This is a genomic window from Streptomyces sp. NPDC002076 (genome assembly GCF_053593835.1).
In genome coordinates this window covers 298,815-318,980 of sequence record NZ_JBSFDI010000006.1, presented here as the reverse complement: position 1 = coordinate 318,980, position 20,166 = coordinate 298,815, and the positions used below count along the sequence as shown (strand labels likewise).

General features: G+C 71.4%; 21 protein-coding genes. 12 read left to right on the top strand and 9 right to left on the bottom strand.

Annotation, left to right across the window (positions count from 1 at the left end; genetic code table 11):
• Positions 1 to 70: 70 nt before the first annotated feature.
• Positions 71 to 589 carry an Lrp/AsnC family transcriptional regulator gene (locus ACWCQS_RS15925; protein WP_451005081.1) on the top strand — a complete coding sequence of 173 codons (519 nt, stop codon included), beginning with the start codon at positions 71 to 73 and terminating at the stop codon, positions 587 to 589.
• Between the two features lie 15 nt (positions 590 to 604).
• On the opposite strand, the gene ACWCQS_RS15920 is transcribed toward ACWCQS_RS15925, so the two are convergent.
• Both ACWCQS_RS15920 and ACWCQS_RS15915 read right to left on the bottom strand, forming a co-directional pair.
• Positions 605 to 1,192: a TetR/AcrR family transcriptional regulator gene (locus tag ACWCQS_RS15920; protein ID WP_451004955.1), complete on the bottom strand. Its 588-nt coding sequence runs from the start codon at positions 1,190 to 1,192 to the stop codon at positions 605 to 607.
• A complete protein-coding gene (locus ACWCQS_RS15915) occupies positions 1,189 to 2,706 on the bottom strand; it encodes a 3-hydroxyacyl-CoA dehydrogenase (protein ID WP_451004954.1) in 1,518 nt (505 codons plus the stop codon). Before ACWCQS_RS15915 ends, ACWCQS_RS15920 begins: the two co-directional genes overlap by 4 nt.
• Positions 2,707 to 2,867: 161 nt before the next feature.
• Between ACWCQS_RS15915 and paaN the strand changes: the two genes are divergently transcribed.
• Positions 2,868 to 4,559 (top strand): phenylacetic acid degradation protein PaaN, encoded by a 1,692-nt coding sequence (gene paaN, locus ACWCQS_RS15910; protein ID WP_451004953.1) that lies wholly within the window; start codon positions 2,868 to 2,870, stop codon positions 4,557 to 4,559.
• Here the strand turns inward: paaN and ACWCQS_RS15905 are convergent.
• Genes ACWCQS_RS15905 through ACWCQS_RS15895 form a run of 3 tightly spaced genes read right to left on the bottom strand, consistent with a single transcriptional unit; the run spans position 4,556 to position 7,334 of the window.
• Complete coding sequence (locus ACWCQS_RS15905; protein WP_451004952.1) at positions 4,556 to 5,311, bottom strand: TrmH family RNA methyltransferase; 756 nt, start codon at positions 5,309 to 5,311, stop codon at positions 4,556 to 4,558. The two genes, paaN and ACWCQS_RS15905, sit on opposite strands and share 4 nt — an antisense overlap.
• Positions 5,308 to 6,531, bottom strand: a complete 1,224-nt coding sequence (locus ACWCQS_RS15900) for an HTTM domain-containing protein (protein WP_451004951.1) — start codon at positions 6,529 to 6,531, stop codon at positions 5,308 to 5,310. Before ACWCQS_RS15900 ends, ACWCQS_RS15905 begins: the two co-directional genes overlap by 4 nt.
• Positions 6,528 to 7,334 (bottom strand): DUF5819 family protein, encoded by an 807-nt coding sequence (locus tag ACWCQS_RS15895; protein WP_451004950.1) that lies wholly within the window; start codon positions 7,332 to 7,334, stop codon positions 6,528 to 6,530. The genes ACWCQS_RS15900 and ACWCQS_RS15895 overlap by 4 nt, the downstream gene beginning before the upstream one ends.
• A gap of 474 nt (positions 7,335 to 7,808) precedes the next feature.
• Here ACWCQS_RS15895 and paaA point away from each other — a divergent pair, with 474 nt between their 5' ends.
• The 6 genes from paaA to ACWCQS_RS15865 all read left to right on the top strand — a co-directional run bounded on the left by paaA (position 7,809) and on the right by ACWCQS_RS15865 (position 12,788).
• Positions 7,809 to 8,876 carry a 1,2-phenylacetyl-CoA epoxidase subunit PaaA gene (gene paaA, locus ACWCQS_RS15890; protein ID WP_451004949.1) on the top strand — a complete coding sequence of 356 codons (1,068 nt, stop codon included), beginning with the start codon at positions 7,809 to 7,811 and terminating at the stop codon, positions 8,874 to 8,876.
• Complete coding sequence (paaB, locus tag ACWCQS_RS15885; protein WP_190016117.1) at positions 8,873 to 9,160, top strand: 1,2-phenylacetyl-CoA epoxidase subunit PaaB; 288 nt, start codon at positions 8,873 to 8,875, stop codon at positions 9,158 to 9,160. The genes paaA and paaB overlap by 4 nt, the downstream gene beginning before the upstream one ends.
• Positions 9,157 to 9,888: a 1,2-phenylacetyl-CoA epoxidase subunit PaaC gene (paaC, locus tag ACWCQS_RS15880; RefSeq protein WP_450981496.1), complete on the top strand. Its 732-nt coding sequence runs from the start codon at positions 9,157 to 9,159 to the stop codon at positions 9,886 to 9,888. The genes paaB and paaC overlap by 4 nt, the downstream gene beginning before the upstream one ends.
• Entirely contained in the window at positions 9,882 to 10,409 is a 528-nt protein-coding gene (gene paaD, locus ACWCQS_RS15875; RefSeq protein WP_451004948.1) for a 1,2-phenylacetyl-CoA epoxidase subunit PaaD, read from the top strand. The genes paaC and paaD overlap by 7 nt, the downstream gene beginning before the upstream one ends.
• Positions 10,409 to 11,473, top strand: coding sequence for a 2Fe-2S iron-sulfur cluster-binding protein (locus tag ACWCQS_RS15870; protein ID WP_451004947.1), 1,065 nt, complete (start codon positions 10,409 to 10,411; stop codon positions 11,471 to 11,473). Before paaD ends, ACWCQS_RS15870 begins: the two co-directional genes overlap by 1 nt.
• A gap of 172 nt (positions 11,474 to 11,645) precedes the next feature.
• Positions 11,646 to 12,788, top strand: coding sequence for an acyl-CoA dehydrogenase family protein (locus tag ACWCQS_RS15865; protein WP_451004946.1), 1,143 nt, complete (start codon positions 11,646 to 11,648; stop codon positions 12,786 to 12,788).
• 31 nt (positions 12,789 to 12,819) lie between these two features.
• Here ACWCQS_RS15865 and ACWCQS_RS15860 read toward each other — a convergent pair whose 3' ends face one another.
• The 3 genes from ACWCQS_RS15860 to ACWCQS_RS15850 form a co-directional block, all read right to left on the bottom strand.
• A complete protein-coding gene (locus tag ACWCQS_RS15860; RefSeq protein WP_450981565.1) occupies positions 12,820 to 13,149 on the bottom strand; it encodes a rhodanese-like domain-containing protein in 330 nt (109 codons plus the stop codon).
• An 86-nt stretch (positions 13,150 to 13,235) separates the two neighbouring features.
• The gene (locus ACWCQS_RS15855; protein WP_451004945.1) at positions 13,236 to 14,042 is read right to left on the bottom strand and encodes a hypothetical protein; all 807 of its coding nucleotides are present in this window, start codon (positions 14,040 to 14,042) and stop codon (positions 13,236 to 13,238) included.
• Between the two features lie 82 nt (positions 14,043 to 14,124).
• Positions 14,125 to 15,558, bottom strand: a complete 1,434-nt coding sequence (locus tag ACWCQS_RS15850; protein ID WP_451004944.1) for a DUF2252 domain-containing protein — start codon at positions 15,556 to 15,558, stop codon at positions 14,125 to 14,127.
• A gap of 393 nt (positions 15,559 to 15,951) precedes the next feature.
• On the opposite strand from ACWCQS_RS15850, the gene ACWCQS_RS15845 reads away from it, so the two are divergent.
• A complete protein-coding gene (locus ACWCQS_RS15845) occupies positions 15,952 to 16,740 on the top strand; it encodes an Fpg/Nei family DNA glycosylase (protein WP_451004943.1) in 789 nt (262 codons plus the stop codon).
• 448 nt (positions 16,741 to 17,188) lie between these two features.
• On the opposite strand, the gene ACWCQS_RS15840 is transcribed toward ACWCQS_RS15845, so the two are convergent.
• Positions 17,189 to 17,647: a MarR family winged helix-turn-helix transcriptional regulator gene (locus ACWCQS_RS15840; protein WP_451004942.1), complete on the bottom strand. Its 459-nt coding sequence runs from the start codon at positions 17,645 to 17,647 to the stop codon at positions 17,189 to 17,191.
• Positions 17,648 to 17,829: 182 nt separating this feature from the next.
• Between ACWCQS_RS15840 and ACWCQS_RS15835 the strand changes: the two genes are divergently transcribed.
• The 3 genes from ACWCQS_RS15835 (at position 17,830) to ACWCQS_RS15825 (ending at position 19,971) form a co-directional block, all read left to right on the top strand.
• The gene (locus ACWCQS_RS15835; RefSeq protein ID WP_451004941.1) at positions 17,830 to 18,795 is read left to right on the top strand and encodes an alpha/beta hydrolase; all 966 of its coding nucleotides are present in this window, start codon (positions 17,830 to 17,832) and stop codon (positions 18,793 to 18,795) included.
• 101 nt (positions 18,796 to 18,896) lie between these two features.
• Positions 18,897 to 19,121 (top strand): hypothetical protein, encoded by a 225-nt coding sequence (locus ACWCQS_RS15830; RefSeq protein WP_451004940.1) that lies wholly within the window; start codon positions 18,897 to 18,899, stop codon positions 19,119 to 19,121.
• Positions 19,066 to 19,971: an alpha/beta hydrolase gene (locus ACWCQS_RS15825; protein WP_451004939.1), complete on the top strand. Its 906-nt coding sequence runs from the start codon at positions 19,066 to 19,068 to the stop codon at positions 19,969 to 19,971. Before ACWCQS_RS15830 ends, ACWCQS_RS15825 begins: the two co-directional genes overlap by 56 nt.
• The last annotated feature ends 195 nt before the right edge of the window (positions 19,972 to 20,166 follow it).

Sequence of the window (20,166 nt, the reverse complement as noted above, 5' to 3'; positions counted from 1 at the left end):
GTTCTCCACAACCTGCAATGAACGCAGGACGTCCACGGCGAGGGAGCGGGGGGCAATGGCATCTGAACAAATGGCCGACGGACCGCAGGACGGCACCGCGCTCCCGCTGTCACGCCCGCTGGACGGCACGGCGCTGCCGCCGCCGCGCCCGCTGGACGCCATCGATCAGGACATCCTGAAAATTCTCCAGGCGGACGGCCGTGCCTCGATACGGTCCGTGGCCGAGCGCGTCCACGTCTCGCGCGCCAACGCCTACGCGCGTATCAACCGGCTCGTCGAGGACGGGGTGATCCGGGGTTTCAGCGCGCGCGTGGACCACGAGCGGGCGGGGCACGGCACCTCGGCGTACATCACGCTGAAGATCGTCCAGAACACCTGGCGCACGGTCCGCGAGCAGCTCAGGCAGCTGCCCGGTGCCTCACACATCGCGCTCGTGGGCGGTGACTTCGACGTGCTGCTACTGGTGCACACGCCCGACAACCGGGCGCTGCGCGAGCTGGTGCTCACGCGGCTCCAGGCGATCCCCGAGGTGCTCAGCACCCGCACGCTGCTGGTGTTCGAGGAGGAGGACCTGGAGCCGGAGGCGTGAGCAGGGGAGACAGGCTCAGCTCTGCTTGAGGCCCGCGAAGACCAGCCGGACCACGGCGTCGGCCACCTCGCGTTCGCCGACGCCGCGCGGGTCCGGCCGGTACCACTCCACGATCGAATTGATCATTCCGAAGACCAGCCGGGTGGCCAGCCGGACCTCGATGTCGCCGCGTACGTCCCCGTCGGCCGCCGCGGCCTTCAGCAGTTCCGCCACCCGGTGGTCGAAGTCGCGCCGCCGCTCCAGCGCCCACCGCTCGGTGGCGGTGTTGCCGCGCACCCGCAGCAGCAGCGTCACGTACGGCAGCTCGCCTATGAGCACCTCGACCATGCGCCGTACGACGTGCTCCAGCCGGTCGACGGCCCGCCCCACGCGCGCGTGCTCCTCGTCCAGGATGGCGAACAGCCCGTCCAGGGCGCGGCTGACGGCCCGGCGCAGCAGTTCCTCCTTGCCGCTGACGTGGTGGTAGATAGACGACTTGGAGATGCCGGCCGCCTTGGACAGGTGCTCCATGGAGGTGCCGTCGTATCCGCGCTCGTTGAACACCTGGACGGCCACGGAGAGCAGCGTCTCGGGCGTGTAGGTGTCGCGCTTGGCCGTGGTCATGAGGTGCCCTCCCGCTTGTCGTCGATGGCGTACGCGTGGCGGTAGAGCGCGAGGGAGGGCGCGTAGCGTCCGGAGGGGTCCCGCTCGTGCATCTCGTCCAGGACGTCGAAGGCGAACTCACGTCCGAGCCTGCGGTCCCACTCGAAGGGGCCGAGCGGGTAGTTCACCCCGAGGCGCATGGCCGTGTCGATGTCCTCCTCGGTGGCGACGCCCTTGGCGACGGCGTCGTGGGCCAGGTCGATGATCCTGGCGACCGTGCGCGCGACGATCATGCCGGGGACGTCGCCGATGACGCTGACGTCCTTGCCGAGGGCCTGGAAGAGACCGACGGCCTCGGCGAGGGTGCGCGGCGAGGTGTCCTGGGAGGCGGACAGGGCGACGCGGGTGGCGGTGCGGTAGTCGAGGGCGAGGTCGAAGTAGACGACGTCGCGGAACTCCACGGAGGTCTGGCCGTCGGCGAGCACCAGCTGGCCGCCGCCGGGCAGCACCAGGCGGGTGCCGTTGTCCTCGGCCTCCTCGCGGACCTGGATGCCCGCCTCGCGGATCAGCGTGAGCAGTTCGGCCGCCGGGCCGAGGCCGCCCTCGGCGACGACGTAGGCGGGCGGCTGCTCCTTGTCGGCGGTGTGCGGCTCGGGCCGCTCGGCGCCCTCGGCGTGGTCGTACCAGCCATGGCCCGTCTTGCGGCCGAGACGGCCGGACTCCACCAGTCGGCGCTGGGCCAGGGACGGGGTGAAGCGCACGTCCTGGAAGAAGGACTGCCACACCGAGTGGGTGACGGACTCGTTGACGTCCTGCCCGATCAGGTCGGTCAGCTCGAAGGCACCCATCCTGAAGCCGCCGGACTCACGCAGGATCGCGTCGATCGTGGCCGGATCGGCGGCCTGGGCCTCGTAGACGGCGAAAGCCTCGGCATAGTACGGCCGGGCGATACGGTTGACGATGAAACCCGGAGTGTCGGCGCAGGCCACCGGGGTCTTGCCCCAGGCGCGGGCGGTCTCGTACGCGTGCGTGGCCGACGTGACGTCGGTGGCGAACCCGGAGACGACCTCGACCAGCGGCATGAGCGGGGCCGGGTTGAAGAAGTGCAGGCCCACGAAACGGCCGGGCCGGCGCAGGGCGCCGCCGATGGCCGTCACCGACAGCGAGGACGTGTTGGTGGCGAGCAGGCAGTCCTCGGCGACGATGTCCTCCAGCTCGCCGAAGAGCTGCTGCTTGACGTCCAGCCGCTCCAGGACAGCCTCGACGACCAGGGCGCAGTCCGCCAGCTCCGCGAGGTTTTCCACAGGCGTCAGGCGGGCGCGGGCCGCGTCCCGGTCGGCGGTCCCGAGCCTGCCCTTGTCCACGAGCCGGTCGAGGCGGGCGCCGATCGCCGCTGCCGCGTCCCGGGCACGCCCGGCGACGGCGTCGTACAGCCGCACGGGGTGGCCGGCGACCAGAGCGACCTGGGCGATGCCCTGGCCCATGGTGCCGGTGCCGACGACGGCCACGGGGCTGCTGAGGTCGAGTGCTGTCATGTCCGCGATCCTCCCGCACGGCGTTTTCCACAGATGCGGCAGGCCCCCTTGTCCCGACCGATCGTTCGGTTACTCTAGCTCTGACCGCCCGATCCCGCTGCTCTTTCTGCCAGGTCAAATGAACTCGACGAAGAGTTCTCCAGACGAGGAGTTGGTCCCGCATGGCCGCCGAACTGACCACCCACGAGCTCATCGCGAAGCACCGGCCCACCCTGGACCAGGCACTGGAAGCGATCCGCACGCGCGCGTACTGGTCCCCGCATCCCGAGCACCCCAAGGCCTACGGCGAGAACGGCAGCCTGGACGCGGCGGCGGGCAAGGCCGCCTTCGACGCCCTGCTGCACACCCGCCTCGACCTCGGCCAGCCCGGCACCGACGACTGGGTGGGCGACGAGGTCTCGCCGTACGGCATCGAGCTGGGCGTCGGCTACCCGCACGCTGACGTGGACGTGCTGATCCCCGCGATGAAGGCCGGGCAGCGGGCCTGGCGGGACGCGGGCGCGGAGACCCGGGCGCTGGTGTGCCTGGAGATCCTCAAGCGGATCAGCGACCGGACGCACGAGTTCGCGCACGCGGTCATGCACACCAGCGGCCAGGCCTTCATGATGGCGTTCCAGGCCGGCGGCCCGCACGCCCAGGACCGCGGCCTGGAGGCGGTGGCGTACGCGTACGCGGAGCAGGTCCGCACGCCCGAGACGGCCGAGTGGACCAAGCCCCAGGGCAAGCGCGACCCGCTGGCCCTCACCAAGCAGTTCACCCCGGTCCCGCGCGGCCTCGCCCTGCTCATCGGCTGCAACACCTTCCCGACGTGGAACGGCTACCCGGGCCTGTTCGCCTCCCTCGCCACCGGCAACGCGGTCCTGGTCAAGCCCCACCCGCGCGCGGTCCTGCCGCTCGCGCTCACCGTGCAGACCGCGCGCCAGGTGCTCAGTGAGACGGGCTTCGACCCGAACCTGGTGGCACTGGCCGCCGAGCGCCCCGGCGAGGGCATCGCCAAGACCCTCGCCACCCGCCCCGAGGTCCGGATCATCGACTACACCGGGTCGACGTCCTTCGGCGACTGGCTGGAGGCCAACGCCCGCCAGGCGCAGGTCTACACCGAGAAGGCCGGCGTCAACACGGTGATCGTGCACTCCACCGCCAGCTACAAGGGCATGCTGTCCAACCTGGCGTTCTCGCTGTCCCTGTACAGCGGCCAGATGTGCACCACCCCGCAGAACCTGCTCATCCCCCGGGACGGCATCCGCACCGACGAGGGCCCCAAGACCTTCGACGAGGTCACCGCCGACCTCGCCCGCGCGGTCGACGGCCTCCTCGGCGACGACGCCCGCGCGAACGCCCTGCTGGGCGCGATCGTCAACCCGGACGTCAAGGCCCGTCTGGAGGCCGCCGCCGGCCTCGGCGAAGTGGCTCTGGCCTCGCGGGAGATCAGCAACCCGGACTTCCCGGGGGCGGTCGTGCGCACCCCCGTCATCGTCAAGCTGGACGGCGCCAAGCCGGACGACGAGGCCGCCTACATGAGCGAGTGCTTCGGCCCGGTCTCCTTCGCCGTCGCGGTCGACTCGGCGAACGACGCGGTGGAGCTGCTGCGCCGCACGGTCCGCGACAAGGGCGCGATGACGGTCGGCGCCTACACCACCGACAGCGAGGTGGAGCGGGCCGTCGAGGAGGTGTGCCTGGAGGAGGCGGCGCAGCTGTCGCTCAACCTGACCGGCGGGGTGTACGTGAACCAGACCGCCGCGTTCTCCGACTTCCACGGCTCGGGCGGCAACCCGGCGGCGAACGCCGCGCTGTGCGACGGCGCGTTCGTCGCGAACCGGTTCCGGGTCGTCGAGGTGCGCCGGGAAGCCTAGGAACCCTGCAGCGCGCCCCCGGTCGCGCTCCAGTGGTACAGCGCCATCGCCACGCTGGTGGCGAGGTTGTAGCTGGAGACCTGGGGGCGCATCGGCAGCCGCAGCAGATGGTCGGCACTCGCGCGTAGCTGCGCCGACAGTCCGCTGCGTTCCGAGCCGAAGGCGAGGACGGCGTCGTCCGGGAGCTTCACGCCCCGGATGTCGTCGCCCTCGGGGTCCAGTGCGAACACCGGTCCCGGAGGCAGCTCGTCGACCGCCAGCCGCTCCACGGCCGTCGCGAAGTGCAGGCCGGCGCCACCGCGCACCACGGTGGGATGCCAGGGGTCGAGGGTCCCTGTGGTGACCACGCCGGTCGCCCCGAAACCGGCGGCCAGCCGGATCACGGCACCGGCGTTGCCCAGGTTGCGCGGGTTGTCCAGGACCACGACGGGCGCGGTGCGGGGCGTGTGGGTGAGCCTGCGCAGGTTGGCCTCGCGGGACGGCCGTACGGCGAGCGCGGCCACGCCGGTCGGATGGGGCCGCGGGACGAGCGAGGCGTACGCCTGCGTGGGCACTTCGGTGAGCAGCGCGTCGAGCGCGTCCCGTACGTCCGCGGCCAGATCCTCGGCGAGGGCGAGCGCGGCCCGCCGGTCGGTGGTGACCGCCACCGGGACCTCGGCCCCGAAGCGCAGCGCGTGCTTGAGGGCGTGGAAGCCGTCGAGCAGCACGGCGTCATCGGCGTGCTCGCGCCAGCGCGTCAGCGGATCGGTCATGCCGTGAACCCTACGCGGCCCTGCGCACTCTCCTCGGCGCTGCTTTCGGGGGAACGGGGCGCGGGCACCGTACGGCCCTCACGCCGGACGAGCGGCCCACGCGCGCGTGCGACCAGCGCACCGAGGCGGCGCAGGAACGGCGTCGGCAGGAAGACCGCGTCCGCGGTGATCATCGCCAGCGAGAAGAACGGCAGGCCGAGCACGACCGCGATCACCGCGTGCTCGGTCATCATCAGCACCAGCAGGACGTTCTTGATCCGCCGGTTGAACAGGGTGAACGGGAAGGCGACCTGCACCATGACCGTGCCGTAGGCCACGATCATCATGATCGTGCCGCTGGAGGACATGAGGTCGGCGAGCCCCGGCCAGGGCGAGAAGTAGTCCAGGTGGAGCGGGTAGTAGACGGCGGTGCCGTCCTGCCAGCGCGAGCCCTGGATCTTGTACCAGCCGGCCGTCGCGTAGATCAGGCAGGCCTCCGCCATGATCACGCACAGGGCGCCGTTGTGCAGGACGTTGGTGACGACGTCCAGCAGGATCCGCGGCTGGGGAGACTTCGCCCAGCGGCCGACGGCCCACCACACACCGAGCACCGCCCAGGCGGTCCACAGCAGCGCGGGGATCAGCCAGCCGTTGTCGAACCGGCCGGTGAACGCCGCCATGAGCAGCGCCAGGCCGGACACCGCCCACAGGGACGAGCCCACCGGGTCGACGGAGACCCGCTCCCCACGCGCGCGTGCCGCCTGGAGGCGCGCCGCCCGCCGCGCGTCCAGGGACCACACCTGCCCGCAGCGCGTGAACACGAGGTAGAAGGACATCAGGTGCAGGACGTTGTCGCCGCCGTCGCCCACGAAGACGCTGCGGTTCTGCAGCGACAACACCCCCACCATGAACAGCACGGACGCGGTCCGGGTGCGCCAGCCGAGCAGCAGCGCCGCACTGGCGAGGATCGCCAGCAGGTAGCAGCACTCGAACCACAGCTGCCCGTCGGACCACAGCAGGGCACTGAAGGCGTGGTTGTCGGCGGTCAGCTCCTTGGCGAGGTTCCAGCCCCAGGGCCCGGCCGGGCCGTACAGCTCCTGGCGGTGCGGGAACTCGCGCAGCAGGAACAGCAGCCAGGTCCCGGCGAACCCGATGCGTATGACGGCGCTCTGGTACGGCCCGAGAGCCGACTCGGTGACTTTGGCGACACCGCGCGAGAGGGTCAGGGAGAGCCTGGTCACCGCACACCTCCCGCTGCCTCGTCGGCCGTCACGGTCCACCAGGGCAGCACGCGGTAGACGGGCTTGTCGGACACGCGCTCACCGCTCCACTCGGGTGGCTGCACATTGGTGGTGCTGGAACGGATCTGCACGCGCTGTATGACACCGTCGCGGTCGGCCGGATAGGTCCGGTACAGGCGCATCACCACGATCCGGCGCAGGTACTGCTCGGAAAGGGCGCCGCGCATGCGGTCGGGGCGGTTGTCGGCGCTGTGCGTGGCGGTGAAGAAGTCCCAGGCGCGGCGCACCTCGTTCTGCTGGGCGTGGCTCGGCACCGGATTGCCGTCGATCGCGGCGCCGTCCTGGGCGGACAGGTCGGTCCATCCGGTGGTGCGCAGCCCGCCGTCCTTGGCTCGCACCACGGCGCGCACCTGGACGGCGATGTTCTGCTGCAGCGGGTTGGGCGCGAACAGCTTCCAGTTCTGCTCGAACTCCGGGTACACCCACTCGGCGACGGCGTTGCCGTGCTGCTTGGTCACCGTGTTCGTGGGGGCGAGACTGAGGAACACCATCAGCAGATGCACACAGGCGGCGACACCGACCACCGCGAGCGCCAGCGCCGCGGCGACCTGGTAGCCGGGGGAGAGGGCTGCCACGCCGGTACGGGGCGCAGCGGACGGCACGGCGCCCTCGTCCCCGGAAGCCGCCGCACCTTCACCGCGGACGGCAGCCGCGCCCGCCCGGGAATCCTTGCCCGCCCGAGGACCCACATCGAGAGAGGACTCCTCGTCGACCCGCGCATCCATGTCACTCGAGGACTCCATGCCTTCCTGGGAATCCACGCCGGTCGGGGAAGGCTCCGGGAGACGCGCCCGGGCCGACCCGCCGGGGTCGGGTCGGGCCCCCGGGTCCTCGTCGTACGCGTCCATTCCGCCCCGTCCCCCGTTTCGGCTCAGTCTTTCGGTTCAGTGGCCCGGCTCAGTGGTCCACCTCAGTGATGCGGTGTGCGCCACGAGCGCCCCACCGTTCACGTGCGCCACACTCGGCGTCAGCACGGAACGGTACTCAGCCCCGGCCGCCGGGCGCAGCCCCGGGTACAAGCCACGGCCGTGGTCCTAACCACGTGTACGGCCCGGCACCCCGCCCTACCCGCGCTTCCGCACGTTGTCCACAGGCTGCCCACCGGAGTTTTCCACAGCGGTTGACACCCCACGCCGGCCCGGCACACCATTGATGCGCACGGACCGAACGATCGGTCGGGACAGCCCCACCGCAGAGCCCGAGGTCAGGGGGACCGCATGGCCACAGCAGCCGCGCAGCACACGGCCCGCACAGAAGCGGACGGCGCACCGGACACCGCCGGCACGGCGGCCTTCCAGCACGCCTTCGACGCGGCCGTGGCCGCCGACGAACGCATCGAACCGCGCGACTGGATGCCCGACGCCTACCGCGCCACCCTGGTCCGGCAGATCGCCCAGCACGCGCACTCCGAGATCATCGGCATGCAGCCGGAGGCCAACTGGATCACCCGTGCGCCCTCCCTGCGCCGCAAGGCGATCCTCATGGCCAAGGTCCAGGACGAGGCCGGCCACGGCCTCTACCTGTACAGCGCGGCCGAGACCCTCGGCACCAGCCGCGACGAACTGCTCGGCAAGCTGCACAACGGCCGCCAGAAGTACTCCTCGATCTTCAACTACCCGACCCTGACCTGGGCCGACGTCGGCGCCATCGGCTGGCTCGTGGACGGCGCCGCAATCACCAACCAGGTCCCGCTGTGCCGCTGCTCCTACGGCCCGTACGCCCGCGCGATGGTGCGGATCTGCAAGGAGGAGTCCTTCCACCAGCGCCAGGGCTACGAACTGCTGCTGGCCCTCAGCAAGGGCACACCGGAACAGCACGCGATGGCTCAGGACGCGGTCGACCGCTGGTGGTGGCCCTCCCTGATGATGTTCGGCCCGCCCGACGACGAGTCCCAGCACTCCGCGCAGTCGATGGAGTGGAAGATCAAGCGCCACTCCAACGACGAGCTCCGCCAGCGCTTCGTCGACATCTGCGTCCCCCAGGCCGAGTCCCTCGGCCTCACTCTCCCCGACCCCGACCTGCGGTGGAACGAGGAACGCGGCCACTACGACTTCGGTCCGATCGACTGGACGGAGTTCTGGGAGGTCCTCAAGGGCAACGGCCCGTGCAACGAACAGCGGATCACCCAGCGCAGGCGCGCCCACGACGAGGGCACATGGGTACGGGAAGCGGCCGCCGCCTACGCGGCCAAGCGCACCGGCGGCACCGGCAGCACGCCCGGCGCGACCAGCACCGCTGAGACAGTCAACGACACAGCACACGCGACAGGAGCGGAGCGAGCATGAGCACCACCGACTGGCCCCTGTGGGAGGTCTTCGTGCGCTCCCGGCGCGGCCTCTCCCACACCCACGCCGGCAGCCTGCACGCCCCCGACGCGGAGCTGGCCCTGCGCAACGCCCGCGACCTGTACACCCGCCGCGGCGAGGGAGTCTCCATCTGGGTCGTCCCGGCCACCGCGATCACCGCGTCCTCACCGGACGAGAAGGACCCCTTCTTCGAGCCGGCCGCCGACAAGCCCTACCGGCACCCGACCTTCTACGAGATCCCGGAAGGGGTGAAGCACCTGTGACCGCCACCGGCCCCGCCACCGTCCCGGTGACCGCCGCCCTCGCCCTCGGCGACGACGCCCTGGTGCTCTCCCACCGGCTGGGGGAGTGGGCCGGGCACGCCCCCGTCCTGGAGGAGGAGGTCGCCCTCGCCAACATCGCCCTCGACCTGCTCGGCCAGGCCCGGGTCCTGCTGTCCATGGCCGGCGACGAGGACGAACTGGCCTACCTGCGCGAGGAGCGGGCCTTCCGCAACCTCCAGCTGGTCGAGCAGCCGAACGGCGACTTCGCCCACACGATCGCCCGCCAGCTGTACTTCTCCACCTACCAGCACCTGCTCTACGCCGAACTGGCCATGAGCGACGGACCGTTCGCGCCCCTCGCCGCCAAGGCGGTCAAGGAGGTCGCCTACCACCGCGACCACGCCGAGCAGTGGACCCTCCGTCTCGGCGACGGCACGGAGACCAGCCACGAGCGGATGCGCCGCGCCTGCCAGGCCCTGTGGAAGTTCACCGGTGAAATGTTCCAGCCGGTGGAAGGCCTCGACGCCGACTGGACCCGCCTCGACAAACGCTGGCAGGAGTCCGTCCAGGACGTCCTCGGCCGGGCCACACTCCCCCTCCCCGAGGGACCGCGCACCGGCGCGTGGTCGGCCGGCGCCGGCCGCCAGGGCCTGCACACCGAACCCTTCGGGCGGATGCTCGCCGAGATGCAGCATCTGCACCGCAGCCACCCGGGGGCGACATGGTGACCGCCACCGCCCTGGAGACGGAACTGCTGGAGCTGGCCGGCTCGGTGCCCGACCCCGAACTGCCGGTGCTCACGCTCCAGGAGCTGGGCGTGGTGCGTGCGGTGCGTCTCCACGGCCCCGGCACGGTCGAGGTCGACCTGACCCCCACCTACACCGGCTGCCCCGCCATCGAGGCGATGAGCGTGGACATCGAACGGGTGCTGCGCGCCCACGGCATGCACGAGGTCACGGTCCGCACGGTGCTCAGCCCCGCCTGGACCACCGACGACATCAGCCCCGAAGGGCGCCGCAAACTCCAGGAGTTCGGCATCGCTCCCCCACGGGTGCGCGGCGCCTCCGGCCCGGTGCCGCTGGCCCTCGGACCGACACGCACAGCATCGACGGAGGCCGAGCCCGTCCGCTGCCCGCACTGCGGCTCCGCCGACACCGAGCTGCTCAGCAGGTTCTCCTCCACCGCGTGCAAGGCACTGCGCCGCTGCCTCGCCTGCCGTGAACCCTTCGACCACTTCAAGGAGTTGTGATGGCGCGCTTCCACCCGCTCCCGGTGGCCGAGGTCGACCGGATCACCGACGACTCCGTCGCCCTGACCTTCACCGTCCCGCCCGAACTGCGCGAGGAGTACCGGCACGCACCCGGCCAGCACCTGGCGCTGCGCCGACAGGTCGACGGCACCGAGATACGGCGCACCTACTCGATCTGCTCCCCCGCGCCCGACCCGGCCGGCGCGGGCCCCGGCACCCTGCGGGTGGGCGTGCGGCTGGTGGAGGGCGGAGCCTTCTCCGCCTACGCGCTGAAGGAGATCAACGTCGGCGACGTGCTGGAGGTGATGACCCCGGCCGGCCGCTTCACCCTGGAACCGGCGCCCGGGCTGTACGCGGCGGTCGTCGGCGGCAGCGGCATCACCCCGGTGCTGTCCATCGTCTCCACACTGCTGGCCCGCGAGCCGGCCGCCCGGTTCTGCCTGATACGCAGCGACCGCACGGCTGCCACGACGATGTTCCTGGAGGAGGTCGCCGACCTGAAGGACCGCTATCCGGAGCGGCTTCAGCTGGTGACCGTGCTCTCCCGCGAGGAGCAGCAGGCGGGTCTGCCGTCCGGCCGGCTCGACCGCGACCGGCTCACCGGGCTGCTGCCCGCGCTCCTGCCGGTGGGTGAGGTCGCGGGCTGGTTCCTGTGCGGGCCGTTCGGGCTGGTGCGGGGCGCCGAGCAGGCGCTGCGGGAGCTGGGTGTGGACCGGTCCCGCATCCACCAGGAGATCTTCCACGTGGACGCGGGTTCGCCCCCGGCCGCCACCGCCCAGGCACCCGCACACAGCACGGTCACCGCCCGGCTCGACGGGCGCGGCGGCACCTGGCCGGTGCGCGACGGCGAGACGTTGCTGGAGACGGTCCTGCGCAACCGCCCCGACGCGCCCTATGCCTGCAAGGGCGGCGTGTGCGGGACGTGCCGTGCCTTCCTGGTCTCCGGCGAGGTCCGCATGGACCGCAACTTCGCCCTGGAGTCGGAGGAGACGGAAGCCGGCTATGTACTGGCCTGCCAGTCGCATCCGCTGACAGAGCAGGTGGAGCTGGACTTCGATCGCTGAAGCGGGGCGTGGGCCGATTCGGCGGGGACGATTCAACGGGGTGGGGAGGGTGGGGGGAGGGGGAGGGGCCCCAGGAACACCGAAGACTCCGCACCATTCCCTTCTCCTAGAACTTGTTCTATCTTGACGCCTCGTCAGATCACCGACACCCACCCCGTCGGAAGGACAGGCCGTGGACTTCACCTTCACCGAGGAGCAGCGGGCGGCGGCCGAGGCGGCGTGCGGGGTGTTCGCCGGTGTGGCACCGGACGCGGTGCCCAGCCCGGCGCTCACCACCGGTGCCGTGGCCGAGGGCTTCGACCGGGAGTTGTGGTCCCGGCTGGCCGAGGCGGACCTGCTGAGTCTGCTGCTCGACGAGGCGCACGGCGGTTCCGGTCTGGACGCGATCGCGCTGTGCCTGGTGCTGCGGGAGTCCGCCAAGGTGCTCGCCCGGGTGCCGTTGCTGGAGCACAGCGCGGCGGCAGCCGCCGTACAGGCGTACGGTGGCGCGGAGTTGGCGGCGCGCGTGCTCGCGCGGGCCGGACGGGGTGAGCTGGTGCTGACCGTCGCGGCGAACGGCCGCAGTGGCCACGACCCGGCCGAACTGGCCGTCGGCGCGCGGCGGGACGGTCCGGTCTGGGTGCTGGACGGGGTGCAGACGGCGGTGCCGTGGGCGTACGACGCGGATCTCGTCGTCGTACCGGCGCACCTCGAGGGCGCGGCTGCCGAGCGGACCGTGCTCGCGCTGGTGGCGCGCGAGCAGGACGGGGTGGTGCTCGCCGAGCAGGTGTCCACCAGTGGGGAGCGGCTGGCCGAGCTGCGGCTCATGTCCGTGCGGATCGACGCGGACGACGTCATCGAGACCGACGGCGCTTGGGAGTGGCTGTACGCGCTGCTTGCCACCGGCAGCTGCGCGCTGGCGCTCGGGCTGGGCGAGCGGGTGCTGAGGATGACCGCCGAGTACACGGGAAAGCGGGAGCAGTTCGGGTATCCGCTCGCGACCTTCCAGGCGGTGGCCGTGCAGGCCGCGGACCGGTACATCGATCTGCGCGCCATGGAGGCCACCCTCTGGCAGGCGGCCTGGCGGATCGCCTCAGGGGCGCCGGGGGCGTTGCCCGCCGCCGGGGATGTCGCGGTCGCGAAGATCTGGGCGGCGGAGGGGGTGCGCCGGGTGGTGCAGACGGCACAGCATCTGCACGGCGGGTTCGGCGCCGACACCGACTGTCCGCTGCACCGCTATCACGCCTGGGCCAAGCACCTGGAGCTGGCGCTCGGCCCGGCGGCGGCGCACGAGGAGAGGCTAGGGGATCTGCTGGCCGCCCATCCGCTGGGCTGACCGCGCGGCCCCCGGGGCCGCGGGGAAGCGACTACAGCACGAAGCCGGGCCGGCCGTCGTCGGTGATCACCGGGCGGCCCGCGGCCTGCCAGACCTGCATGCCGCCGTCGACGTTCACCGCGTCGATGCCCTGCTGGACCAGGTACATGGTGACCTGCGCCGAGCGGCCGCCGGAGCGGCAGATGACGTGGACACGGCCGTCCTGCGGGGCGGCCTCGGTCAGCTCGCCGTAGCGGGCCACGAACTCGCTGATGGGGATGTGCAGCGCCCCCTCGGCGTGGCCTGCCTGCCACTCGTCGTCCTCGCGGACGTCCAGCAGGAAGTCGCTGTCCTTGAGGTCCGTGACCTCGACCGTGGGCACACCAGCTCCGAAACTCATACCCCCGACGCTACCCGAAGCTCCCCGGAGCCGGCCGGGCCGAGCCGCGGCTCAGCCCTGTTCCAGGCTCAGCCCTGCTCCAGCAGGGCCGCCAGTTCCGCCTCGCGCTGTGCGATGTCGGAGCGCAGCTTGGTGGCGATCTCCTCGAGCAGTCCGTCGGGGTCGTCCGGGGCGAGCCGGAGCATGCCGGCGATGGCGCCCTCCTCCAGTTCACGGGCGATGAGGGTGAGCAGTTCCTTGCGCTGGGCGAGCCATTCGAGGCGGGCGTACAGTTCCTCGGCCGGGCTCGGGCGCCGCTCGGGCGGCACCGGGCCGGCCGCCCACTCCTCGGCCAGCTCCTTCAGCAGCGTCTCGTCGCCGCGGGCGTAGGCGGCGTTGACGCGGGTGATGAACTCCTCACGCCGCTGCCGCTCCTGTTCCTCCTGTGCCAGGTCGGGGTGCGCCTTGCGGGCCAGCTCGCGGTAGAGCTTGCGGGCCTCCTCGCTGGGCCGCACCCGCTCCGGGGGCCGTACGGCCTGGTCGGTCAGCATGGCGGCGGCCTCCGGGAAGAGGCCGTGGCCGTCCATCCAGCCGTGCAGCAGCTCTTCCACGCCGGGGATCGGCAGGATCCGCGCGCGGGCCTCCTCGGCGCGGCGGATGTCCTCCGGGTCGCCGGTGCGGGCGGCCCTGGCCTCGGCGATCTCGGCGTCCAGCACCTCGATGCGGGCGTAGAGCGGGCCGAGCCGCTGTTCGTGCAGCCGGGAGAAGTTCTCGACCTCGACGCGGAACGTCTCCACGGCGATCTCGTACTCGATCAACGCCTGCTCGGCGGCCCGTACGGCCTGTTCGAGCCGCTCCTCGGGGCGCGGGGACTGTTCGGCATCGGGGGTCGTCACGCGAACAGGGTAGGGGGTGGAGATGCGGCGGGGTGCCGTAGGGCTGTGGGTGGTCTGCCGGGTGGGAAGCCCCGCCCCCGCCTCACACGCCCAGCTCCGCCACGATGCGTCCCGTTCGGATGCCCGTCACCAGTTCCGCGTGGTCGGCCTCCGTGCGGTCGGCGTAGGTGACCGCGAATGTGGCTATCGCCTCGTCCAGTTCCTCGTTCTTGCCGCAGTAGCCGGCGATCAGGCGGGGGTCGGCGCTGTGGGAGTGGGCGCGGGCCAGCAGGGCGCCGGTCATCCGGCCGTAGTCGTCGATCTGGTCGGCGGCGAGGGCGGCGGGGTCGACGCTGCCCTTGCGGTTGCGGAACTGGCGGACCTGGAAGGGCCGGCCACAGGCCGTGGTCCAGCCGAGGAGGATGTCGCTGACCACCTGCATCCGCTTCTGGCCGAGGACGACCCGGCGCCCCTCGTGTGCCACCGGCGGCGTCTCGAAGCCGGCCGTGGCCAGGTGCGGGACGAGCGCGGAGGGGCGGGCCTCCTTGACCTGGAGGACCAGCGGCTGTTCGCGGTGGTCGAGGAGCAGGACGACATAGGACCGGGTGCCGACGCTGCCGGTGCCGACCACCCGGAAGGCCACGTCGTGGACGGCGTGCCGGGCGAGCAGGGGGTGCCGGTCCTCGGGCAGCGTCGTCAGGTACTCCTCCAGGGACGCAGCGACCTCCGCCGCCTCGGCGTCCGGGATGCGGCGCAGGACCGGTGAGGCGTCCACGAAACGGCGTCCGCCGTCCGCCGCCTCCTCGGTCGACTTCGCCGCGAACCGGCCGCTGGTGTTGGCCCGGGCCTTCTCGGAGACCCGTTGCAGGGTGCCGAGCAGATCGTGGGCGTCGGTGTGGGAGACCAGTTCCTCGTCCGCGATGGCGTTCCACGCGTCCAGCACGGGCAGCTTGGCGAGCAGGCGCATGGTGCGGCGGTAGGCGCCGACCGCGTCCCGCGCGGCGGTACGGCAGGTGTCCTCGTCGGCGCCGGCCTCCCGTCCGGCGAGCACCAGTGAGGCGGCGAGCCGCTTCAGATCCCACTCCCAGGGACCGTACACGGTCTCGTCGAAGTCGTTCAGGTCGATGACGAGGTCGCCGCGGTGGTCGCCGTACAGGCCGAAGTTGGCCGCGTGCGCGTCTCCGCATATCTGGGTGCCGATCCTGGTCATGGGGGTGCGGGCCAGGTCGTACGCCATGAGTCCGGCCGAGCCGCGCAGGAAGGCGAACGGGGTCGCCGCCATCCGTCCGACGCGGATGGGGGTCAGCTCCTCGATACGGCCGGCGTTGGACTCGATGACGGCGCTCACCGCGTCGGGGCGGGAGGGGTCCAGGTCGAGCGTGCGGTGCGCGCCGCGCGGCACGCTCGTCCGCAGCGCCTTGCCCTCGTCCCTGGGCGAGCCCTGCCGCGGCCACTGGGCGAACCCGCGCACCCGCGGCAGCCGGCGCGTCTCCTGGTCCACCGCGTCCGCCAGCACTTCCCCACCGGTTCCGGTCACCGCGACCGCCTCCCCCGAACGCCCTTCGGCGCGAACATCTACACGAACATCAACTCGTGCAGACGGTACAGCCGACGCCCGCAACGCGTCAGACCCTGTGGATGACGGCCTGACACGGTACGAACAGCGACGCGGAGGGCACTCGGGTGGACGGCCGTCGGCAGCGGCGCCGTACCCACGGTCTCCGCGAGCCCGGCGCGCCGCGCCTCATGCCCACACCCGCCTTCGGAATCGCCACCGCGTCGGCACAGGCCCGGCGCAGCGAGGAGGCTGCCATGGCCCCGGGACAGAAGCGAGGGACCGCGCCCCCACCCCCTGCGGCTCCGGCTCCGGCTCGATCGTCGTACCCCCGTCAAGCGCAGGGCGTCGTCAGTCGGCACGGGGGCGTCCGCCGTGCCTGAGCTGCCGGACGTCGAGGGTTTCCGCAGGGTGCTCGTGTCCTGCGCGAAGGGCAGAGAGATCCGCCGCGTCGACGTGCGCGACGCGGGCGTCCTGCACGGGGTGAGCGTACGGCGGCTGCGCGAGGCGCTGGAGGGCCGGCGGTTCACCGAGCCGGAGCGGCACGGCAAGTGGCTGCTCGCTCACACCGGCGGCCCGACCGCCCTGCTGCACTTCGGTATGACCGGTCGGCTGCTCTGCGCCGATCCCGACGACGCCGTCGAGGCCCACGACCGCGTCCTGTTCGACCTGAGTGGCGGCCGCCAGCTCCGCTACCGCGACCAGCGCAAGCTCCAGGGCCTGTGGCTGGCCGACGACGACTCCGGCGTCGCCCGGCTGCTGGACCGTCAGGGTCCCGATGCGCTGGCAGTGGACCGTGAGGACTTCGAGGCCGGGCTCCGCGTGCGCCGCGGTCACATCAAAACGGCGCTGACCGATCAGTCCGTCCTGGCCGGTCTCGGCAATCTGCTCGCCGACGAGATCCTGTGGCGTGCCGGGCTGCACCCCGGCACCCGGGCCGGTGATCTGACGGAGAGCGAACGCCGGCACCTGTACTCCCACATGCGGCGCACGCTGCGTTCCTCGGTCAACGCCGGCTGCGTGCCACCGCGCGACGGGTGGCTCACCGGCCATCGCGACGACCCCGACCCGGTATGCCCCCGCTGCGGCACCCACCTGCGCCGCTCCCGGCTGGGGGGCCGGGGCACGGTGTGGTGCCCGCGGTGCCAGCCGAGCCGGTACTGAACCCCGGAACGCCTGAACCTCCAAGCATCCCGCAGAACGGATCCTGAGCTGGCAAGGAGATGCCTCGCCGCAGGCAATACGTCGCCGCACTTGCGGCGAGAGCAGCCGACGGCGACAGGAGGCATCACTGGCCTCGCCCGTGAGACAGCTCACCGATGGGCGCCCTGCGTCCGCCCTCGGTCTGTGCGATTCATCACAAACTGGGACACAACAAGAAGCGGGCCCACAACGCGAAAACGGGCCCCTGCCGGTGACTTCCGTCACCGGCAGAGACCCGTCTCGTCTCTGCCAGAGAACTGCAGGGAACCGACGGAATGCCCTGGTCAGGGCCGATGCAACCTCTGTGTAGATCGTTTCCCGCGTTGCCGGGCGATTTTTCCCGCGCCGCAGGCCAGGTGCTTCGGCGATGGATGCGGAGACACCCCACCAGCTTCGCTCACCCGGTAGCTCAGCTGCGGGTGACGTTCCTGGCGAGCAGGCGGAGCAAGTTCTTGGCCGCGGCGTCCTGCTCGGGAGTCAGCCCCATGGCCTCGCCGATGGCCGCAGGGACGGTACGAGCCTTCTCGTGAAGATCCGCACCAGCAGGGGTGAGGTGGATGGAGACGGACCGCTCGTCCTCGGCGCGTCGTTCACGGCGGATCAGGCCACCGGCTTCCAGGCGTTTGAGCAGCGGAGAAAGGGTGCTGGATTCCAGTTGGAGCGCGGTGCCCAGCTCCCGGACGGATATGGAGTCCTGCTCCCACAGCACCAGCATGACCAGGTACTGCGGGTAGGTCAGGCCCAGGTCGTCCAGCAGGGGCCGATAGCGGACGGTGACCGCCCGCGAGGCGGCGTACAAGGCGAAGCACAGCTGGTCCTGAAGCAGGAGCGAGCCCGGCTCAGCGGCGTGGTGCCCGTTCTCGTCCATGGCTTCGGTCCTCACATCGAATGATCGGCGAACGCCATTCTACCTCTTCCAGGCGCCCACGATTATGTAGCGCTAGATTAAGTTGTGCACGACTAAATCGTGCAGTACTGTTCCAGTCAGCCCCGCCGGCCGGCCGGGCTCACCGCTCGCCGCCCACCGCCATCCCCCATGAGGAGCGACCCATGTCCGAGACCACCACCCGCCCGGTGCTGGAGCCCGCCGCCGCAGCCTTCGCCGAGGCCACCGCGAACCCGCCGTACCTGTTCGACCTGGGTCCGGCCGAAGGCCGGAAGACCGTCGACGAGGTCCAGTCCGGCGAGATCACCAAGCCGGAAATCGCCGAGGAGTGGGTGACCGTCCCCGGCGGCCCCACCGGATCGGTCAAGGCCCGCATCGTCCGCCCTGCCGACGTTCAGAGCGTGCTGCCGGTGATCATCTACATCCACGGCGCCGGATGGGTCTTCGGCAACGCCCACACCCACGACCGCCTGGTCCGCGAGCTGGCCGTCGGCGCCCGGGCCGCCGTCGTCTTCCCCGAGTACGACCTGTCCCCGGAGGCCCGTTACCCGGTCGCCATCGAGCAGAACTACGCCGTCGCCCGCTGGATCGTCACCGACGGCGCCGCGAAGAACCTGGATGCCACCCGCATCGCCGTGGCCGGGGACTCCGTCGGCGGCAACATGGCCGCGGCGCTGACCCTGATGGCCAAGGAGCGCGGCGACGTCCCCCTGGTGCAGCAGGTGCTGTTCTACCCGGTCACCGACGCCAGTTTCGACACCGGCTCCTACCACCAGTTCGCCGAGGGCTACTTCCTGCGCCGCGACGCCATGCAGTGGTTCTGGGACCAGTACACGACCGACGAGGCCGACCGCGCCCAGATCACCGCCTCCCCGCTGCGCGCCACCACCGAGCAGCTCAAGGACCTGCCCCCGGCGCTGGTCATCACCGGCGAGGCCGACGTCCTGCGCGACGAGGGCGAGGCCTACGCCAACAAGCTCCGCGAGGCCGGTGTCCCGGTCACCGCCGTCCGCTACCAGGGCATCATCCACGACTTCGTGATGCTCAACGCCCTGCGCGGCACCCACGCCGCCGAGGCCGCCATCACCCAGGCCATCACCACGCTGCGCGACGTTCTGGGCACCAACTGACCAGGCAGCACCCATCCGACCTGATCCATCCGCATCCAGCAGGCGTTCGGCCGCTGGGCACTGCGTCGCCCACACCCCGTACAACCAGGAGATATTCCGTCATGTCCGCACTCTCCCCCCGCATCGGCCGTAAGATCGCGCTCGCCGCGGCCGTCCCCTTCGTCGCGGGAATCGTCGCCGCCGGCAATGCTCTCGCCTCCCCTGCCTCCACCAGCTCGTCGAGTGGGCACTCCTCGGTCGTGCTGGAGCACGACACCCAGGTGTTCGCCGATGCGGCGGCCAAGAACCCCCCCAATCTACACCCTGTCGTACGCCGACGCCCGTAAGGCCCTGGACACCGCGCAGTCCGGCCCGGTCCCGCTGCCCCCGGCGGACGTCTCTCACCGCACCCTTCCCGTCGGCCCCACCGGCAAGCTGACGATCCGCATCGTCCGGCCCGCCGGAGCGACCAGCAGGCTCCCGGTCGTGATGTACTTCCACGGCGGCGGATGGGTGCTCGGCAACGAGGGGACCCACGACCGCCTGGTCCGGCAGATCGCGAACGGCGCACACGCCGCCGTGATCTTCGTCGACTACACCCCCGCCCCCGAAGCGCACTTCCCGATCCCCATCGAGCAGGCCTACGCCGCCACCAAGTGGGTCGCCGAGCACGGCAACGAGATCAACGTCGACGGCTCGCGGATCGCCCTCGCGGGCGACAGCGTCGGCGGCAACATGACCGCCGCTGTCAGCCTCATGGACAAGCAGCAGCACGGGCCGAAGCTGCGCGGCCAAGTCCTCTTCTACCCGGTGACCAACGCCGCCTTCAACGACGCCTCCTACCGCGAGTTCGCAGGCGGCCCATGGCTCACCCGCAAGGCCATGCAGTGGTTCTGGGACGCCTACGCCCCCAACACCAAGGACCGCAACCAGATCCTCGCATCCCCGCTGCGCGCCACCCTCAATCAGCTCAGCGGACTGCCGAAGGCACTGGTCATCACCGACGAGGCGGACGTGCTGCGCGACGAGGGCGAAGCCTACGCAGCCAAGCTCCGCGCCGCCGGCAACGACGTGACCGCCGTGCGCTACAACGGCACCATCCACGACTTCGCGATGCTCAACGCCCTGCGCAACACCAACGCCGCCCAGGCAGCGGTCGCCCAGGCCAACACCTTCCTGAACAACGCACTCCACTGACACGCAACACCCAACCCCCGTCAGGGACCTGGGGGCCGGCCCAACAGGCCGGCCCCCACACCAGTCAACCCGCACCACCACGCGGCCCGTCTTCTCAACGGGATCAACGCGGAATCTTCCGGTATGGGAAAACCGCGGGGGGCGGACGATGTCCCGTACCTGTCCGCACGCCCCGTCAAGTCCCGGCTCTGACCG